Source organism: Sorangium sp. So ce1036, assembly GCF_051369805.1.
In the GTDB taxonomy this organism is placed as follows: Bacteria; Myxococcota_A; Polyangia; order Polyangiales; family Polyangiaceae; genus Sorangium; species Sorangium cellulosum_F.
In genome coordinates, this window is sequence record NZ_JBBMOX010000001.1 from 5,183,328 (window position 1) to 5,201,727 (window position 18,400).

The following is an 18,400-nucleotide window of genomic DNA, read 5'->3' on the forward strand; positions in this document are numbered from 1 at the left end:
GCCGCTCCTGCCGGTTCGACGCGGGCGTGGGCGCGGGCGTTGCGCGGAGCTCAGCGCGCGACGCACCCGGCGCGGGTCGTCGCGCCCGGGCGGACATCGCCGCTGCAGGTGGCGGAGAGCACCGAGGCCCCGTCCGGGCCGAGCACCTCGACCTCGGCCGCGTACGCGCCCGGGACGAGCGACGAGACGAGCGCGCGGCCTCCGCAGGGCACGGGGCCGACCGTCCGCGCCGTCGCGGGCTGGTCGCCCGAGGGCAGCGGCACGGTCGCGACGTAGGTCGACGCCTTGCCGCCGCAGGCGAGGCCCTGCTCCGCGAGGAGCGCGCCGAGATCGAGCTCCAGCGCGCCCGTCGAGGAGAGCGGATCGCAGATCGCGGCGGCGGTGAGCCCCGCGCCCGCCGCGGCGAAGCAGCGCGATCCGAACGCGACGTTGCCCGCGGCGTCCCTGGCCTCGAGGCGGAAGAAGTAGGTGCGCTCCGGGGCGGCGCCGAGGTCGTAGACCACGGGCGCCGCGGGCGGGCAGGCGACCCCGAGCACCGGCGAGAGCGCGCTCCCCTCGGGGAGGACGTCGAAGCTCGCGACCGGGCCGCCGTCCTCCGCGCAGCGCAGCCCGCCGAGCGCGGCCGCAGGATCGAGCGCGATCGCCGCGCCCCCGGGCTCGCCGGCGCCGGCGAGCGCGACGCAGCCTTCGACCACGACGTTGACGCCCTCCCGCGCGACGAGCTCCTCGGCGTCCTCCGCGGCGTCGGGGCCGGGGCACGCCCACGTCCAGCGCGGCGCGACCGGGGCGCCGTCGAGCCGCATGTGGCGGCTGCCGGACGTCTCGTCGCCGAGCGGCTCGAGCTCCTCGGCGAACTGCGCGTAGCCGTCGATCCTGGCCGTGTACTCGTGCCGCTCGACGACGAAGGTGAACGAGACGCGCGAGGAGCAGGGGATGGGCGGGGAGGAGGCGAGGGTGACCGGCCCGCCCTTGGCGCTCACGTCCGTGAGGGTGGCGACGTAGCTGCGGATGGCGCCGGGCTCGTTCGAGCACCGCACGTCGCCGAGGAAGGCGAGCGGGTCGATGGTGAGCGACGTCTGGATCTGCTCGTCGCTGTCGTCGTCGCCCTCGCTCTCGCAGGCCGCGAGCGCGGGGGCGGCGAGCGCGAGGGCGGCAAACGCAAGGGCGCGGAAGACCGACCGGGCCGGCGGCGTCGGCCAGCGCCCGCGATCCGCACCGAACAAGGTCCCGAAACCAGCACGAGCTCGGCCCATCGGCAGGGGGCACTAGTCCAAGCCGGGGAACGGCGCCAGATGAAACGCGGCGCCGCGCGCGCCGCACGCGCCGCGGGGGCGCCTGCGGCGGCCGCCTGCGGGGCGAGATCGGGCCGCGGCGGCGCCGTGGTGATGCGCGGGGGGCGCGGCGGCGGTGCTGGGGGGGCGTCCTCCCGATGCGCGGGGCTGGCGCATGGCCGAGCTCGGGGGGGCCGTGGCCGGCTCGGATGGGCCGAGGCCCCCGGCCGTTGCAAGGCTTGATGCAAGCGTTGAAACGGGTGACTCGGTCACCGAGTCGGCCATTTCAACGCTTGAGATGGCCCGCTCGGTGACCGAGTCGGCGATCTCAAGCGTTGAAAGCGCCCGCTCGGTCACCGAGGAGCACATTTCAAGCGTTGAAAGCGCCCGCTCGGTGACCGAGTCGCCCGTTTCAAGCCTTGAGGCGGGCGTCTCGGGCATCCGCAGGCGCCCTGTATGGCGTGCGCCTCGGCACCCTGAGATGGCCGCGGGGCCTGCCCCGGCGGGAACGCCGCGATCCTGGCCGGGGCCCGCCGGGATGTGACTGGCGGTTAGCTGCCGCCGGCCCCGCCACCGCCACCCGTGCTACCGCCGCCCACGCTGCCGTCCGAGCCGCCGGCTCCGCCACCTGCAGTGCCATCCGAGCCGCCGCTGCCGTCCGAGCCACCGCTGCCGCCTGCGCCGTCACCGCCACCGCTGCCCGTGCCGGCCCGGCCGACCACGGACGCGCAGGCATCGAGCGCGTGCGCCCGCTCGGTGATCACCGCGCACGGGCTGAGCGCGCCGTCCTCGCCCGGCGCGAGCGGCGCCGCAGGGCACTCCGCCATGGACGCCACCTGGGCGCCGGCGCAGGCGCGCGCCTCGCCGACCGCGGCGACGCATCGATCGACCTCGGCGTTCGACGGCTCCTCCGCGTCGCCCTCGCCCTGGTGCCCGAGGCCGTGCAGGCACTGGTCCCAGTAGAACTCGACGCACGCCTTCACCTTCGCGTCGGCGTCCTCGCCATCGACCCACGCCGGACACGCGGCGGCCGCCTCGCACCGGGCCCGCTCGATCTCGCGGCACGCGTCGACGCCCACGGCGTCCGTGCCGCAGCTCTGTGTCGCGAGGCCCGCGGCCCCGAGGCCGATCAACCCGGCTGCAGCCCAGAACGCGGAGCCCCGCCTCGCGGCGGAGCGGACGGCGAGCGCGTGCGATCCCACCCGGCCGAGCTACCACGCTGGCCCCGGCGGCGTCGAGTTTTCGACCGGGCCCGCCCGCAGCGCGCGCGTCGCTCCCCGCGCGGCCGAACGGCCGACCGCGCGACCGATGGCGTGGCGTCCACGGTGGAAGCGAGCGGGGACAGCCGCCCGGCGCGGCGCTCTCCGACCGCGCGCGGCGTCCCCCGACGCGCGACGTCTCGCCGCCAGCGCCGCGCGCATGGCGAAGGGGCGCCGGGCCCGACCCGGTCCGATCTATGCTCGTCCGGCCTCGATCTCTCCCGATGGATCCGCCGAGCCTCGCACCGCTCAAGCCCGACGCGCTGTTTCACGGGCGATACCGCGTCGTCCGCTGCATCAAGGCGGGGGGGATGGGGGCGGTGTACGAGGTCGTCGACGAGGTCACGGACCGCCGCCGCGCGCTCAAGGTGATGCTCCCGGGATCCATCCAGGACGCCGGCATGCGCGCCCGGTTCGCCCAGGAGGCCAGGATCACCGGCGGGATCGAGAGCGATCACATCGTCCCGGTCTCCGACGCCGGCGTCGACGCCGACTCCGGGATGCCCTTCCTCATCATGGACCTGCTCCAGGGCGAGGAGCTCGCGAGCCTCTCCGTGCGCCGCGGCCCGCTGCCGGCCGCGGAGGTGGTGCTCTACCTCTCCCAGGTCGCGCTGGCGCTCGACAAGACGCACGCGGCCGCCATCGTCCACCGGGACCTCAAGCCGGAGAACCTCTTCCTCACGAGGCGGGACGACGGCGCCCCGTGCGTCAAGGTGCTCGACTTCGGCCTGGCCAAGGTCGCGGCGGACAGCAGCATGGCGCAGCGCACGGCGCTGGTCGGGACGCCGCTCTACATGGCCCCCGAGCAGATCCGCGGCGACGGCGCGATCGGGCCGAAGGCCGACATCCACGCGCTCGGCCACGTCGCCTTCACGCTGCTCGTGGGCAGCGCCTACTGGATGAGCGAGGCCCGGGTCTCGCCGTCCATCTTCGCCCTGCTCCAGCGGATGGCGTCGGGGCTGCCCGAGCCGCCGAGCGCCCGCGCGGCGCGGCGCGGCGTCAAGCTGCCACCCGCCTTCGACGCCTGGTTCCAGCAGGCCACGGCGCTCGACCCGAAGGACCGGTTCGAGCGCGCGACCACGGCGGTCTCCCTCATGGCGGAGGCCCTCGCCACCGCCGCCCCGTCCGCGCCGCCTCCGGCGTCGAGCCCCTCGAGCATCCCGCCGCCGTCGTCGCGCCGCGGGGCCGAGCGCGAGGAGCGGCCCCGCCGCGCCGCCGCGTTGCCGGAGGGCGCGACGAGGCTCGCGGAGGGCGCGCCGAGGCTCGCGGAGGGCGCGACGAGGCTCGCGGAGGGCGCGCCGCGGGGCGCGGAGGGCGCGACGAGGCTCGCGGAGGGCAGGCCGAAGCCTGGGAGCGCGCGGAAACGCGACGAGGCGCTCGACGCCATCGCCCACGAGGAGCGGCTCCGGGCTTTCCTCAAGAAGGAGGTCCAGCGCGCCCGGGTTCAGGGGACCCGCAGGCTGTCCCTGCTGCTGCTCGGCGTGGAGGGGCTCCGGAGCATCGAGGAGCAGCACGGCCGGGCGGGGGTCGAGCGCATCCTCGGCGATCTCGTCCGCGTGGTCCGGATCTACGTGCCGGAAGGCGGACTGCTCGCGCGCTACCGCCGCAACTTCCTCGCGATCGTCTGCCCCGAGGTCGGCCAGACCGGAGCGCGCGCGTTCGCGAAGGTGCTCGGCCAGAAGGTGCGCGAGCACCGCTTCCGGCGCATCCCGTCGATGCCCTTCCGGATGGTCCTCCGCATCGGCGCGGCGTACCTCGAGAAGGACGACGTGAACGGGCACGATCTGCTCGATCGCGCGTGGCGGGAGCTCCTCGAGCCGCGCGAGTGAGCGCCCGGCGGGGAGCGCGAGCGCCCGGCAGTGCGCGCGAGCCCCCGGTTTCCTGGAGGGCGGGGCGGGGGAGCGCCCGGTCTCTTGAAGGATCCTCGCGGTGAGGCGAGAGTAGCGCGCATGGCCGCTGCCATGATCCTCGCGGCGGGGCTCGGGACCCGGCTCCGGCCGCTCACGGACGAGCTGCCGAAGCCGCTCCTGTGGCTCGGCGATCGCCCGCTGGTCGCGCACATCGCGGCGCGGCTCGCCGCGGGCGCTGCCCGGCGCGTCGTGCTGAACCGGTCCCACCTCGCGGAGCGCTTCTCGCGCGAGCTGCTCGCGGCGCTCCCGGTCGAGGTCGACCTCGTCGACGAGCCGGAGCCGTTCGGCACCGCCGGCGGGCTCGCGAACGCGGCGCGCGCCCTCGGCGAGGGGGACGTGGTGCTCTGGAACGGCGACATCCTGATCGACCTCGACGTGGCAGCGCTCTCGGCGGCGCACGCGCAGCGCGGCGCGGCCGCGACGCTCGCGGTGGCGCCGCGCGCCGCCGGGGAAGGGACCCTGGGCCTCGGCGCGCGCGGCGAGGTGGTCCGGCTGCGCGGCGAGCGCTTCGGCGAGGAGGCCGCGGGCGGCGATTTCGTGGGCGTGCACGTGGTCGGCGAGGCGCTCCGGCGGCGGCTGCCGTCGCGCGGGTGCATGGTCGGCGACGTGTACCTGCCGTGGCTGCGCGAGGGGCGCGCGCTCGCGACGTTCCCGGCGCCCGCCGTCTGGCACGACATCGGCACGGTCGCCGCCTACCTCGCGGCGAACGCGCGGTGGCTGTGGCGCTGCGGCCAGGCGAGCCACGTGGGCCCGGGGGCGCTCGTGGCCGAGGGCGTCGACGTGACGGGCAGCGTCGTCGGCGCGGGGGCGCGGGTCGAGGGGGCCGGCGCGCTGCGCGGGTGCGTGGTGTGGCCGGGCGCGCGGGTCGCCGTCGGCGCCGGCGCGCCGCTCGAGCGCGCGGTCGTCACGACGAGGGGGACCGTCGCGCGCGCGCCGGCGTGAGCGCCGGCGCGCGCGTCATGCCGGCCCGGGCGTCACTTCCCGAGATCGGCGAGCGCCGCCTTCGCGGCGTTGTGCCCCGCCGCGCCGATGACCGACCCGGCCGGGTGCGTGCCGGCGCTGCACGCGTAGAGCCCGGCGAGCCCGAACCGGTACGGCACCCGATCGGCGAAGCCGAAGCCGTTGTCGATGTGGTGGATGTGCCCGCGCGTGATCCCGAAGTGCCGCTCGATGTCCGGCGGCGCCAGCGTGAACGTGTCGAGCACGAGCTCCGACATCCCGGGCGCGAAGCGGTCGCAGATCGAGAGCAGGTGCGAGACGTAGCGCGGCGCGGCCTCGGCCCACGTCTCGCCGCTCGCGAGCGCGTAGGGGACCCACTGCACGAAGAGCGCGGCGTTGTGGTGGCCCTCCGCGTCGCGCAGGCTCGGATCGATCGGCGTGTGGAAGTACCACTCGATCGCGGGGAACTCGGGCAGGCGCCCGCTCATCGCGTCGCGGTGGGCCTGCTTCAGCACGTCGATCACGACGTCCTCGTCCGGCAGGAGGTGGATCGTCGGCCCGTACTGCCCGCGATCCTCGGGGAGGCACGTGAACCGGGGCAGGCCGGTCAGGGCCATGTTGACCTTGAGCGTCGAGCCGTCCTTCGCGAGCGCGTCGAGCCGCCGCGACAGCGCCGCCCCGATCGCCCCCTCGCCGGCGAGCGCGCGGGTGCGGTACGGGTCGGCGTTCGACACGACCGCCCTGGCCGCGATGCGCGTGCCGTCCTCGAGGAGCACGCCCGACGCGGCGCCCCCGGTCGACTCGATCTGCGCGACGCGGGCGCCGGTGACGATCCGCGCGCCCTCGGCCCGCGCCCTGTCGGCGAAGAGGCGGGTGACCGTGCCCATCCCGCCCTCGACGATCATCCAGGTGCCGTCCGCGCCCGGGAGGCGGCACATGTTGTGGACGAGGAAGTTCATCCCGGTGCCGGGCGTGTCGAAGCCGCCGGCGAGCCCCGAGAAGGCGTCGGTGACGGCGTACATCGCCCGGAGGAGATCGCTCTTCCAGCCGAAGCGCGCGAGGTACTCGGAGATGGTGCCGCGGCAGAGCGACACGAACGTCCGCCGGAGCGCGGGCCGCACGTGGCGCTCCGCGGTCTCCTCGATCGAGAGCGGCTCCTCGAGCCAGGTCGGGGCGATGTCGTCCCGGAGCGCGGCGAGCTCGGCCTGGAGCGCGCAGTTCGCGTCCCAGTCCTCCTGCGAGAAGAACTCGAGGAACTGCTGCTTCATCGCGGCGTGGTCCGAGCCGAAGAGCAGGTAGCGCCGGTCCGTCGTCGGGACGAAGTAGTGCGGGTCGCGCCGCCGGAGGGGCAGCGCGACGCCGAGCTCGCGGAGCAGCTCGGGCGGGGCGAGGCCGAGCAGGTAGGCGCCGCTCGAGACGCCGAGGCCCGGCGCCTTCGCGAACGGGCGCTCGGTCCTCACGGCGCCGCCCACGACGTCCTTCTCTTCGAGCACCACCACGTCGAGCCCGCGACGGGCGAGGAGGATGGCGGCCACGAGGCCGTTGTGGCCCGCGCCGACGATGACCACGTCGGCCCGGGTCGGAGCTTCACTGCGTTTCACTGGCATCTCCAACGTTGTGCGCGTCCTCTGCCGCGGCCCGGCGCGCGGGCGCGCGGATCGCGGCGCGCTGTGGTGTTGCACGGTTGGTGGGCCGAGGAGAGGCCTTTCACGGCGCGGATCCTGGGGAGCGCGCCGCGCCGGCCCGGAAGCCGCCTGCGCCGGGCTTCTTTCCAGCCTGTCCCCGGACCGGCGCGCCGGGCAGCCGCGCTGCGGCGGGCCGGTCGACCTCGGTCGCCGACGTCCTGCGCGATCGCCGCCGTCCGGCTCGGTCGCCGACGTCCTGCGCGATCGCCGCCGTCCTGTTCGGTCACCCCCAGCTCTCGCATCACGCCGGCGCGGCCGCGCCGCGCGCCTGCCACGCCTCGGCGACCTGCTCGGCGATCGCGCGCACCGTGAGGGGCGCAGAGCCCTCGGCCTTGTTGTTCACCAGCACGAAGCTCTCGGCGCCGAGCGCCGCCGCCTCGCACACGATCCGCGTGACCTCGGCGCGCATCGCCGGATCGGGCTCGACCACGCGGTTGAACGGGTCGAACCGCCTCTTCTCCGCCTCGTAGCGCTGCCCGGGCTTGAGCGAGAGCCGGACGAGCGCGAACGGGGCGTTCGAGACCGGCACCACGTCCGCCTGCGCCCCCGGCGACGGCATGGCGCGCCAGTAGCTGTAGGCGTGGGCGACGCCGTGCGCGCCGAGGATCTCCCGGTACTCGCCCGTGAAGTAGGCGCGCTCCCGGAGCTCGACCGCGTAGGTGAGCTCGCGCGGCAGCGCGCCGAGGAAGGCGTCGAGCCGCTCGAAGAACGCGCGCGGCGGCAGGCGGTGGCGAGGGCCGACGGGGGGCAGCTCGAGCAGCACGGGCCCCGCGTGGGCGCGGAACACCGAGAGCAGCGGCGCGGCGACGCGCGAGACGAAGAGCGGGACCGAGAAGAAGTCCGGGTTCGGCTCGATCTCCGCGCGGCCCGCGCCTTGCCCGCGGTCGTCGTCCGGCGGCGCCTGCCAGCGCTGGAGCGTCTGGGAGACGACCGCGTGCAGCGCCTTCGAGACGCAGCGAAAGCCGCCCGGGAGCTGCGCCCGGTAGCGGACGAAGTCGCCGTCGGGGACGGGCGCGTAGAAGCTCCGGTCGATGCCCACGGTCGTGAGGAGCGGGTGCCGGGCGTACTCGGCGAGGCCGTTGCGCGCGAGCTCCTCCGTGCCGTGCCGCCCGGCGTAGACGAGGCCCTGCCAGCCGGGGAAGCTCCACGAGCTCGTGCCGAGGTGCAGCCCCTTCGGCAGCCGCGCCGCGACGCGGGCGGCGTCCTCGTAGACGGGCACCATCGGATCCGGCTCGCTCGCCGCGGCCGTCCCTGCGGCCGCGGGCCCTGTCGCCGTCTCGAAGAGCGAGAGCTGCGAGGGGGGAGGTTCGCGACGAGGAGAGCGGCTCATTTCGACGAGTCTACCTCGTCGACTCCTCGGAATGACGCCCGCGCGACGACGACGCGATCGTCCGCGCGAGCGCGTCGCATTACGATGAGCGCCCGGGAATTGCCGGGAGGGACGGTTGTTACGCCACGACCCCGTCACGTGCTGAGCCGCTTCGTTCTCCTCGTGCGCACCCTGGCCGCGACGGCCGGGAAGGACGCCGTCGCGCGCGCCATGCCGCTTTACATGGGCGTCGCGGTCGTCGCGGCCGTCCTCTTCGGGGGCAACGGGATGCAGGCGGCGCAGGTCACGGGCCTCGCCGGCGCGTCGCTCCCGTTCCGGCTCGCGCTCTGGGCGGGCTGGCTGTTCCTCGGGACGCCCGCGGCGCGCGCGCTGCTCCGCGCGCCGGCCACGTTCTTCCTGCGCGCGCTGCCGGTCCCGCGCCGCGAGCTGCTCGCCGCCCACGCGCTGCTCCTGGCCGTCTTCCTCCGCGCGCCCGAGGCCGGCGCCGCGCGCGAGCTCCCGCTCGTGGCCGGCGGCGCGCTCCTCGCGCTCTCGCTCACCTCGCTCCGGCTGACCGGGGGGCGGCTCGATCCGGAGGGGGCGAGCCGGGCCAGGTGACGCGCGCCCCCCTGGATCATCTGGTGAATCAGAGCGTCTCTGGAAAATCGAGCCCTGTACGCTCGGCGATGCGCCGGGCGAGCGTGGAGAAATCGTTCCAGGCGCCACCTACCGCGGCCTGATGGGCGCCCATGGCTCCGTCGACGGGGCGGAGAAGGAACATCGGACGGTGCGCCTCCTGGGCCATTGGCATCAGGCTCCGGTAGTGCTTGAGCAGCCCGATGCAGTGCGGATCCTGGTCAGGAAGGATCGGGGCGCCGGGATCTTGATCGAGCACGGACTGCCGGTAAACGCCGGGAATACGCCGCATCCAGCGGGCATACGCCTTGACCGGACGATCGAGCCGCACCGCATGTTGAAGGACGAGGTAGCCGGCGGGGCACATGTTCCCCGCCGGGAGTTCGATCCGTTTCGGATCCGGGTTTCTCGCCACGCGATCCGTCCATTCTGCGCGCCATCGTCGAAGGGTCGGCCCGAGGTTCTTCAAGCCCTGGAGGGAAAACAGATCGGGCGACAGCGGTACGACGACGTGATCCGAAGCGACGAGCGCCGCGCGGTTGATGGCTCCCAGATTGGGACCCACGTCGACGAGCACAACGCCGGGATCGTTCGCGAGGGACGCCTTCCGGATCGCGCGCCAGAACGCGGTGATGACGCGAAACGCCCGCGGCTTGCCGTCCGCGCATTGGGGCCACTGCTGACTCAGCTCGTCCTCGAAGCTGGAGAGCGCGAGATCTCCCGGGATCAAGCTCAGGTTGTCCCCGATCTCTTCGATGTGAGGGTTGCCGATGTCCCCGGTGCCTTCGAGGAGCGGTCGGATGCACTCGTGGATCGTCTCCGATTTCTCGTCCTCGTCCCAGAGCTCCGCGAGCCTGTCCTCGTCCAGGAAAGCCGCCGTGAGATTGGCCTGCGGGTCGAGATCCACCGCGAGGACGCGGATTCCGAGCTCCGCGTACATCCACGCGATATGGTAGACGAGGGAGGTCTTGCCGACGCCACCTTTGTTGTTGAAAAAGGCGATGATGGGAATGCTCACGTTCGGCTCCGGATGATCGCTAGCACGTGGTGATCGGCGACCGTGAACTCGAGGGGAGGACTGCCGTTCTTCTGGAGCTCCTGGCGGGCCATCTGGATTCCGAAGCCGAATCGCTGGGCGTATCCCAGCGCCTTCATGGCCTCGGCCAGGTGCGGATTGCGATAATCCGTCGCGCCGAGCTGTCCGAAATTGCGCGGGTTCACCTGCCCATAGGGACCGCCTGGGCTCAAGATCTCCACCCGATCCGAGAACCATGTCATGCGAACGGGCGCGTTGGTCCCGTCGTAACTGCGGTGGAGGACGGCATTACGAATGATCTGCTGAAGGGCGACGATGGGATAGTCAGGATGGCGGATTTCCGTGGAATGAGCCCTCACGTCCGTTGCGACGGAGATGTGCGCCTCCAGCACCTCGTCGATGCGACGAAGCAGATCCGGAAGAGGCCCGTCGAGCTCCTTTTGATCCTTGATGGGATCCAGGAGCTCCGAGCCGTCAAGTCGGAGAAACTGGACGTACGCCCCTGGAATATGACGCCGAGGGTCCTTCCCTAGCACGAGGACGCCACACACGGTCGGCGTTCCGTCGAGGGTGCTCAGGCGAAGAGATGCGAGCTGTTGTTCGAGAGGGCGCTGGTTCTGCGCGAGGACGTCCGGCGCAACGGCTGCGGGCAGATAGACACGGTGGAACAGCTCCAGATCGAGATCTTCTCGCGTCGCGTCCGGCACGGGACTCAGGTCGAAGGGCAAGAGCGCGCCACGCCTGCGTTCCGTGAGCCTGCGCTCGTCAGCCGCGCTCGCAGGACGTGTCGTCGGGCCGACTCGGATGAACGTGCGCCCATCGTAGCGCACTGGAGGAAACGGCGATGGATGCACCTGGACGACTGCAACATCCGCCCCGCGGAGCATCCGTTTTTGCACCACGATGGATGGCAAGGGCTGAATCTGACCGCTCACGCCCATGTCCGACAAGCGCTTGAGCAGCTCGTCCGTCACCGAGAGCCCGGCGACGCTCCCATCATCACGCGCGCCGACGAAGATGAATCCGGGGAGCCCGTTGCCCGGCAGGTCGTTCGCGAACGCACAGATCGTCTTCTTGATCTTCTCGCGATCCCCGTCGGTTTCTTTGCGCTCCACGCGGTCGGATTCCAGATCCACGAGCAGCGCTTCGAGCTCCGCGTCCGTCATATCTCTCCCCGGCCACAGCTTCATAGCATGGATCCAATCACCACCGAGGGCCGCTCGGGGCCCATCCGGCGCGCGCACCGCTCGACGCACGGCCGTCCTGGAGCATCGCCGGCGACCGAGCTCGCCGGCGCACGACCCGGCAAAGGCTCTGCTCGCGATCGTGCCGTGGCGGATCGGTTCATGACGCTGCGCCGCCGCCTCCGGGCATACCGCGCTTCGATGGGCGCCGTTCTGCACCATCACGCGGCGATGCTGCGTCGCGCGGAGATGACGCGCCTTGCCGGGCTGCCCGACGCGTATCAGGCCACCGTGCGCGGCTGGCTGAGCCACCCGGCGGGGCAGAGCCGCAGCACCCGCGCCTCGCGCTGCTCGCGGCCCTCCAGGTCGAGGGACGTGGGGACGAGGTAGCGCGCGAGCTCCAGGGCGCCCTCCGCGGGGCAGTAGGCGCGCCCAGGATCGCCGACGAGCACGGCCGCCGGCCCCTCGGCGCACCGGCGCAGCCAGGGGAGCACCCGGGCGACCATGGCGCGCTCGTAGAAGACGTCGCCCGCCACGACGACGTCCCACGCGCCGCGTGCGTCGCGCTCCGTGAGATCCTCCGCGATCACCTCGAGGGCGACGCCGTTCAGGGCCGCGTTGAGCCGGAGCGCCGCGGCGGCGAACGGATCGATGTCGGCGGCGCTCACGCGCGCCGCGCCGGCGCGGGCCGCGGCGATCGCGACGATCCCGCCGCCGGCGGCGAGATCGAGCACGCGCTTTCCGGCGACCGCGGCCGGGTGATCGAGCAGGTACCGCGCGAGCGCCTGCCCGCCGGCCCACGCGAAGGCCCAGTACGGCGGCGGCACCCCCGCGCGCGCCAGCGCCGCCTCGGTCGCGCGCCACAGCGGCGTGACCTCGGTCGCCAGGTGGAGGCGCACCTCGGGGACGAACGGCGGGCAGGCGACGGCGGTCTCGCGCGCCACGAACGCCGCCGCGCGCGCCGTCACGACGACGGCCGCGCCGCGCGCGCCTCCGCCGCGCGCAGCGTGGTCGCGAGCAGCGAGGCGATCGTCATGGGACCGACGCCGCCCGGCACCGGCGTGATCCAGGCGGCGCGCTCCCTCGCGGCGTCGAAGTCGACGTCGCCCACGAGCTTGCCCGCCTCGTCGCGGTTCATGCCGACGTCGATCACCGTGGCGCCCTCCTTGATCCAGTCGCCGGCGATGAGCTTCGCCCGGCCCACGGCGGCGACGAGGATGTCGGCCTCGCGGCAGAGCGCCGAGAGGTCGCGCGTGCGGGAGTGGGCGATCGTGACCGTCGCGTGCCGCGCGAGCAGGAGCGCCGCCGTCGGCCTGCCGACGAGGTTGCTCCGCCCGACGACCAGCGCGCGCGCGCCGGCGATCTCGACGCCCGCCTCGGCGAGCAGGCGCATGCAGCCGCTCGGCGTGGCCGGCACCAGGCCGCCCGGGCGGCCCATCGCGAGCAGCCCCGCGTTCAACGGGTGGAGGCCGTCGACGTCCTTCGCGGGGTCCACGGCGTCGAGCACCCGCTGCTCCCGGAGGTGCGGGGGGAGCGGCAGCTGGACGAGGATCCCGTCGACGGTGTCGTCCGCGTTGAGCTCCGCGATGCGCGCGAGCAGCGCCGCCTCGGTCGTGTCGGCGGCGAGCCGGTGCAGCCGGCCCCGCATGCCGACGTCGTTCGACTGCTTCTCCTTGTTCCGCGTGTGGGTCACGCTGGCCGGATCGTCGCCGACGAGCACCACGTCGAGGCCCGGGGGCCGGCCGTGCGCCGCCGCGAAGCGGGCCGCCCCCTCCCGCACCTCGTCGCGGACCTTCTGCGCGATCGCCTTGCCGTCCAGGATCTTCGCTGCCACGGGGCGGAGCTTAGATCAGCCGCGCCCCGGTCGGGAACGCCGCCCGCGCGGCGCGCGCGCCTCGCCGGACGCCGCCGGCCGCGCCCGGGGCCGCGCGGGAGATGATCCGCACCGCCGCGGCGCGATCTTCGGATTGACCCGTACGTCCAGCGTCTTTAGCCATGAGCTGTGGACGCGCTGCACACGGACCTTTACCAGCTGACCATGGCGGCGGGGTACTTCCACCGCGGCATGACCTCGCGCGTCGCGACGTGCGAGCTCTTCGTGCGGCGGCTGCCCAGCCACCGCCGCTTCCTCGTCGCGATGGGCCTCGATCGGCTCGTGCGCTACCTCGAGGGGCTCCGCTTCACCGACGAGGAGATCGCCTACCTCGGCGCGCTCCCCGCGCTCGCGGACGCGATGACCCCCGCGTTCCGCGACTACCTCCGGGGCTTCCGGTTCCGCGGCGACGTGTGGGCCATGCCCGAGGGGACGGTGTTCTTCGCGAACGAGCCGCTCGTGCGCGTCACGGCGCCGCTCATCGAGGCGCAGCTCATCGAGACGTTTGCCCTGTCGGTCATCAACCACGCCACCACGATCGCGTCGAAGGCCGCGCGCGTGATCCTGGCCGCCGGCGACGCGGGCGTCGTCGAGTTCGGGACCCGGCGGGCGCACCCGGAGGCGGCGATCGACGCGGCGCGGGCCGCGTACGCCGCGGGGTGCGTCGGCACCTCGAACGTCGAGGCCGGCATGCGCTTCGGCATCCCGGTGCTCGGGACGGCCGCGCACATGTGGACCATGGCCCACCCGACCGAGCAGGCCGCGTTCGAGAGCTACGTCGCCGTCTTCCCGAACGCGACGCTCCTGCTCATCGACACGTACGACACGCTCACCGGGGCGGCGCGCGCGGCGGCGGTCGCGCGCGACAAGCTGAAGGGGGTGCGGCTCGACTCCGGCGATCTCGGCGCGCTCAGCGTGGCGGTGCGCGGGATCCTCGACGCCGCCGGCTGCGCGTCGGCGAAGATCGTGGCCTCGGGCGATCTCAACGAGCACCGGATCGCCGAGCTCCGGCGCGCGGGCGCGCCCATCGATCTGTACGGCGTCGGGACCGATCTCGTGACCTCGATCGACGCCCCCTCGCTCGGCGGCGTCTACAAGCTCGTGGAGATCGGCGGCGTCGAGCCGGGCGCCGAGCGCACGCCCATCGCGAAGTTCTCGGAGGGGAAGGCGACGCTGCCCGGCGCGCACCAGGTGCACCGCTTCCGGGGCCCGGGGGGGGAGCTCGCGCGCGACGTCCTCGCGCTCGACAGCGAGCCCGCCGGCCCCGACGCCGAGCCGCTGCTCGCGCCGGTGATGAGGCGCGGCGCGCGCGTCGCGCCGCCCGAGGGGCTCGGCGCCATCCGGGCGCGCGTGCGCGCGCAGCTCGACGCGCTCCCGGAGCCGCTGCGGCGCCTCGACGACGCCCCGGGGGACGCGCCGTTCGAGGCCGAGGTGTCGCCGGCGCTCCGCGCGCTCGTGGACGCGGTGCGCGCCCGCGTCGCGCCCGGCGCGGCGTAGCGGCGCACGGGGCCCGGCGGCGTCGGCCGCCGCGCGCCCGGGCGCCTCGATCGAGAGGAGAGGACGAGGAGAGATGGCGAGCGGCGACATGACCCGGCAAGCTCCGCCCCCCAGGGTGTTCGTCGACGTCGACGTGCAGCGGGACTTCTGCGAGGAGACCGGCGCGCTCCACGTGAAGGGCTCGCCGAACGCGCTGTTCCGGCGGCTGACGGAGCACGCGGTCGCGCGCGGGATCCCGATCGTCGGCTCGGTCGACTCGCACGCGTGGGACGCGTGGGAGTTCGCGTCGAACGACACGCCGGCGCCGGAGGGCGACAAGCCGGGCTTCCCGGATCACTGCGTGAAGGGGACGCCGGGCTGGCTGAAGGTCGAGGGGACGCTTCCGCCGCGCTTCCGCTTCCTCCCGGACGTCCCGAGCGCGCCGGTCGACGCGGTGGTGCGCGATCTCGCGACGGGCAGGACGCACGCGGTCTACTTCGAGAAGGAGGTGTACAGCCTCTTCGCGAACCCGCTCGCCGAGGGGGTCGTGCGCGACCTCGTCGCGGCGCTCGGCGCCGGGACGGAGCTCGTCGTCTACGGCGTGGCGACCGACTACTGCGTGCGCGCCGCGGCCCTCGGCCTCGCGCGGCGCGGCTACCGCACGACGGTGCTGACCGACGCCACGGCCGGCATCACCGAGGCCGGCGTCGCCGCCGCGCTCTCCGAGATGCGGGCCGCCGGCGTCACCCTCGCCACGTCGTCCGCGGTGCTCGGCGCGCGCTGAGCGCGCAGCGCGCTCAGCGCGCGGGGGCGTCAGCCGCCCGCCGGAGGGCCCGCCGGATCGGGATCGGGCGGGTCGCCCTCGGCCCGCAGCGACGCGCAGAGGTCCACGAGCGGCTGCGGCTTGTCGAAGTGCCACCCCTGAGCGTAGTGGATCCCCATCGACGTGAGCAGGTCGGCGATCTCCTGGTTCTCCACCTGCTCGGCGACGGTCTTGATGCCGAGCGTGTCGCCGATGCGGTGCACCGACTCCACGATCGCGCGGTGGAGCGTGTTGTCCTTCAGGTCGCGCACGAACATGCCGTCGATCTTCACGTAGTCGACCGGCAGGCTCTCCAGGTAGCCGTACGACGCGTGCCCGCTGCCGAAGTCGTCGATCGCGAACCGGCACCCCATGGCCCCGAGCTCCTGCATGAACCAGAGCACCTCGCCGAGGTTGGCGAGCGCCGCGGTCTCGGTGATCTCGAAGCAGATCTTGCTCGGCGGCACCTGCGCCCGGTGGAGCTGCTCGACCAGGAAGTCGAGCAGGCCCTCGCGCAGGAGCGACACGCCCGACAGGTTGATCGAGCACGTGTCGAGGCGGCGCAGCGCGTGCTGGGGCAGCGCGCCGATCAGCCGGAACGCCTGCCGCGCGACGTAGCGATCGATGACGTGGATGAGCCCGCTCTGCTCCGCCGCCTGGATGATGCCGACCGGCGAGTAGAACCGGCCGTCGTCGCCGAGCTGGCGCACGAGCACCTCGAAGTGCGCGCCCCGCGGGCCGCGCGGCGCGCCCGGCTTCGTGAGCGCGTGGATCCCCTGCGCGTAGAGGCGCAGCCGCCCCTCGGCGAGGTGGCGCTGCAGGCTCGCGACCCACTGCATCGAGCGCCGGCTCGTCGTCATCTGCTGGTCTTCGAGGTAGACCTGCAGCCGCCCGCGCCCGTTCTCCTTCGCCACCCGGCACGCGTGGTCGGCGGCGCCGAGCACGTCGACCGCGCGCTCGAAGTGGGGGCCCAGCACCACGAGGCCGATGCTCGCGCCGATCGAGAACGTCTTCTCCGCCCACCCGAACCGGAACTCGAGCAGGCAGATCTGCAGGTCGCGCGCGATGCGCTCCGCCTCCCGCTCGGTCTTGCCGGCGAGCAGGAGGACGAACTCGTCGCCGCCGATCCGCCCCGCGGCGTCCTTCGGCCCGACGATCTCGTGCACGCGCGTCGCGACCCACTGGAGCAGGTCGTCCCCGGCCTCGTGCCCGCAGGTCGCGTTGACCAGCCGGAAGCGGTCCAGGTCGATGTAGCAGAGCGCGTAGGGCGTCCCGGTCTTCCTGCAGTCGCTGAGCGCGTCCTCGATGCGATCGATGATCGCGTACCGATCGAGGAGGCTCGTCAGCGCGTCGTAGCGCGGCTTGGCCGGGTAGATCGGCACGGGCCCCGGCGCGCCGAGCTCGCGGAAGAGGATGAGCTGCCCCGGCGGCGGCGGCGCCTTGGTGTCGCGCTGCCCCTCGCGCGAAGGCCGCCCGGTGATGGTGCCGATCGTGTGGAGGATGGGGATGACCGAGCCGTCGCGGCGCTCGAGCAGCGCGGTGTACCGCGCCTTCGGCCTGCCCGCCCCGCCCGCGTCCTGCGGGGCGAGCGGCGGGCCCGGCGCGCGCAGCGCGCCCTCGTCGACCGCGCGCAGCGCGCCCTCGTCGACGATCGCCGGCGCGCCCTGCGCGCGCAGCGCGCCCTCGTCGATGATCACCGGCGCGAGCGGCGCGGCGGGCTCGCGCCGCGGCACGAGCGCCGGAGCCGCCTTCGCGGGCGCGCCCTCGTCGAACAGCTCGTTCATCTCGCCGTCGTCGACGTCCTGATCGCCGCCGGTCGTCCCCGCCGCCGGGATGAGGCGGAGCACGCGATCGACGAGCGCGCCGCGCGCCTCGACGATCGACCAGCCGGTCAGCCGCTCCGCGGCGCCGTTGACGCGCACCACGCGCTGCTCGGCGTCGAGCTCGATCACGCCGACGTCGACCTCGGACAGCCACGCCGCGAGCTGTTTGTCCGGCGAGCCGCGGTGCACGTCCGAGCGATCGAACGTGGCGTGCAGGCTCGACTCCGGCCGGTCACCGATCTTTGCCACCACGCCCTTCATGGTAGTTGCATTCCCGGAGAAGCGGACTTCTTAAGCGTCGACGGCGCGGAATCTGGCGGGCTCCGGCGCACCCCTGGGGTAGGCTCCTGGACCATGGGTGGTCACGAGGAGAGCCTGCCCCCCCGGCCAGCGCCCCGCGGAGGCGCCTTCGCCCTGGCGCCGCTGCCGCTGTGCCTGCCGCATCCGCTCGATCGGCTCCCCGGCAGGGCAGGGGGCGCACGGGTAGACGCGTTGCGTTGCGCGGCCATGTCGTGGTCGGACGGCGGGGGGCGGGGCTGAGGCGGCGATGGGGCTCGTCCTGTTCGGGCTGACCGGCGGCCTCGGGTCCGGCAAGAGCACGGTGGCCGCGCGCTTTCGCGCGCAGGGGCTCCCGGTCATCGACGCGGACGCGCTCGCCCGCGAGGTGGTGGCGAGGGGCACGGAGGGGCTGGCCGAGGTGGTCCGCGCGCTGGGGCCGGAGGTGCTGCAGCCGGACGGCTCGCTCGATCGCGCGCGCGTCGCCGCGATGGTGTTCTCCGACCCGGACAGGCGCCGGCAGCTCAACGCGATCGTGCACCCGCGCATCGCGGCGCTCACGGCGGAGCGGGCGGCCGCGATCGAGGCCCGGGGCGAGCCTCTGGCCTGCTACGAAGCGGCGCTGCTCGTGGAGAACCGCCTCGCCGACGCGTTCCGCCCGCTCGTGGTCGTCGCGGTGCCGGAGGAGATCCAGGTCGCCCGGGCGATGGCGCGCGACGGCGCGACCGAGGCGCAGGTGCGCGCCCGGCTCGCCGCGCAGCTCCCGCTCGCCGACAAGGTCGCGCTCGCCGACTACGTCATCGACAACGCCGGCGAGCGCGCCGCGACCGAGCGGCAGGCGGACGAGGTGCTCGCCTCGATCCGGGCGCGGTTCGGCGTCGCCGCGCGGCCCCTGACTTGATGCGCGGTGCCGGGCGTGGA

Annotated in this window: 15 protein-coding genes; 6 read left to right on the plus strand and 9 right to left on the minus strand. The window is 74.1% G+C overall.

Translation table 11 applies throughout. From position 1 onward, the window contains the following. Positions 1–50: 50 nt before the first annotated feature. Together WMF31_RS19500 and WMF31_RS19505 are read right to left on the minus strand one after the other, a co-directional pair. Positions 51–1,223: a hypothetical protein gene (locus WMF31_RS19500; protein WP_436603398.1), complete on the minus strand. Its 1,173-nt coding sequence runs from the start codon at positions 1,221–1,223 to the stop codon at positions 51–53. Positions 1,224–1,822: 599 nt separating this feature from the next. Beyond that, positions 1,823–2,473 (minus strand): hypothetical protein, encoded by a 651-nt coding sequence (locus tag WMF31_RS19505; RefSeq protein WP_129348030.1) that lies wholly within the window; start codon positions 2,471–2,473, stop codon positions 1,823–1,825. Between the two features lie 281 nt (positions 2,474–2,754). Between WMF31_RS19505 and WMF31_RS19510 the strand changes: the two genes are divergently transcribed. After that, entirely contained in the window at positions 2,755–4,359 is a 1,605-nt protein-coding gene (locus WMF31_RS19510; RefSeq protein ID WP_436603399.1) for a protein kinase domain-containing protein, read from the plus strand. 120 nt (positions 4,360–4,479) lie between these two features. After that, positions 4,480–5,382, plus strand: a complete 903-nt coding sequence (locus WMF31_RS19515; RefSeq protein ID WP_436603400.1) for a sugar phosphate nucleotidyltransferase — start codon at positions 4,480–4,482, stop codon at positions 5,380–5,382. Positions 5,383–5,414: 32 nt separating this feature from the next. Here WMF31_RS19515 and WMF31_RS19520 read toward each other — a convergent pair whose 3' ends face one another. Together WMF31_RS19520 and WMF31_RS19525 are read right to left on the minus strand one after the other, a co-directional pair. Next, positions 5,415–6,986: a phytoene desaturase family protein gene (locus WMF31_RS19520; protein WP_436603401.1), complete on the minus strand. Its 1,572-nt coding sequence runs from the start codon at positions 6,984–6,986 to the stop codon at positions 5,415–5,417. Between the two features lie 319 nt (positions 6,987–7,305). Then, on the minus strand, positions 7,306–8,394 hold the full coding sequence (locus tag WMF31_RS19525; RefSeq protein ID WP_436603402.1) for a DUF72 domain-containing protein: 1,089 nt from the start codon (positions 8,392–8,394) through the stop codon (positions 7,306–7,308). A 138-nt stretch (positions 8,395–8,532) separates the two neighbouring features. Here WMF31_RS19525 and WMF31_RS19530 point away from each other — a divergent pair, with 138 nt between their 5' ends. After that, positions 8,533–8,991, plus strand: coding sequence for a hypothetical protein (locus tag WMF31_RS19530; protein WP_436603403.1), 459 nt, complete (start codon positions 8,533–8,535; stop codon positions 8,989–8,991). Between the two features lie 28 nt (positions 8,992–9,019). Here WMF31_RS19530 and WMF31_RS19535 read toward each other — a convergent pair whose 3' ends face one another. The 4 genes from WMF31_RS19535 to WMF31_RS19550 form a co-directional block, all read right to left on the minus strand. Then, positions 9,020–10,027, minus strand: a complete 1,008-nt coding sequence (locus WMF31_RS19535) for a ParA family protein (RefSeq protein ID WP_436603404.1) — start codon at positions 10,025–10,027, stop codon at positions 9,020–9,022. Continuing rightward, on the minus strand, positions 10,024–11,235 hold the full coding sequence (locus tag WMF31_RS19540; protein WP_207213850.1) for an RNA-binding domain-containing protein: 1,212 nt from the start codon (positions 11,233–11,235) through the stop codon (positions 10,024–10,026). Before WMF31_RS19540 ends, WMF31_RS19535 begins: the two co-directional genes overlap by 4 nt. Positions 11,236–11,510: 275 nt before the next feature. After that, positions 11,511–12,197, minus strand: a complete 687-nt coding sequence (locus tag WMF31_RS19545) for a class I SAM-dependent methyltransferase (RefSeq protein WP_129348024.1) — start codon at positions 12,195–12,197, stop codon at positions 11,511–11,513. Continuing rightward, the gene (locus tag WMF31_RS19550) at positions 12,194–13,063 is read right to left on the minus strand and encodes a bifunctional 5,10-methylenetetrahydrofolate dehydrogenase/5,10-methenyltetrahydrofolate cyclohydrolase (RefSeq protein WP_436603405.1); all 870 of its coding nucleotides are present in this window, start codon (positions 13,061–13,063) and stop codon (positions 12,194–12,196) included. Before WMF31_RS19550 ends, WMF31_RS19545 begins: the two co-directional genes overlap by 4 nt. A 168-nt stretch (positions 13,064–13,231) precedes the next feature. Here WMF31_RS19550 and WMF31_RS19555 point away from each other — a divergent pair, with 168 nt between their 5' ends. Both WMF31_RS19555 and WMF31_RS19560 read left to right on the plus strand, forming a co-directional pair. Continuing rightward, positions 13,232–14,599, plus strand: coding sequence for a nicotinate phosphoribosyltransferase (locus WMF31_RS19555; protein ID WP_436603406.1), 1,368 nt, complete (start codon positions 13,232–13,234; stop codon positions 14,597–14,599). Between the two features lie 73 nt (positions 14,600–14,672). After that, on the plus strand, positions 14,673–15,362 hold the full coding sequence (locus WMF31_RS19560; RefSeq protein WP_436603407.1) for a cysteine hydrolase family protein: 690 nt from the start codon (positions 14,673–14,675) through the stop codon (positions 15,360–15,362). A 29-nt stretch (positions 15,363–15,391) separates the two neighbouring features. Here the strand turns inward: WMF31_RS19560 and WMF31_RS19565 are convergent, their stop codons facing one another. After that, entirely contained in the window at positions 15,392–17,452 is a 2,061-nt protein-coding gene (locus tag WMF31_RS19565) for a putative bifunctional diguanylate cyclase/phosphodiesterase (RefSeq protein ID WP_436603408.1), read from the minus strand. 298 nt (positions 17,453–17,750) lie between these two features. On the opposite strand from WMF31_RS19565, the gene coaE reads away from it, so the two are divergent. Beyond that, on the plus strand, positions 17,751–18,380 hold the full coding sequence (coaE, locus tag WMF31_RS19570; protein WP_436603409.1) for a dephospho-CoA kinase: 630 nt from the start codon (positions 17,751–17,753) through the stop codon (positions 18,378–18,380). The last annotated feature ends 20 nt before the right edge of the window (positions 18,381–18,400 follow it).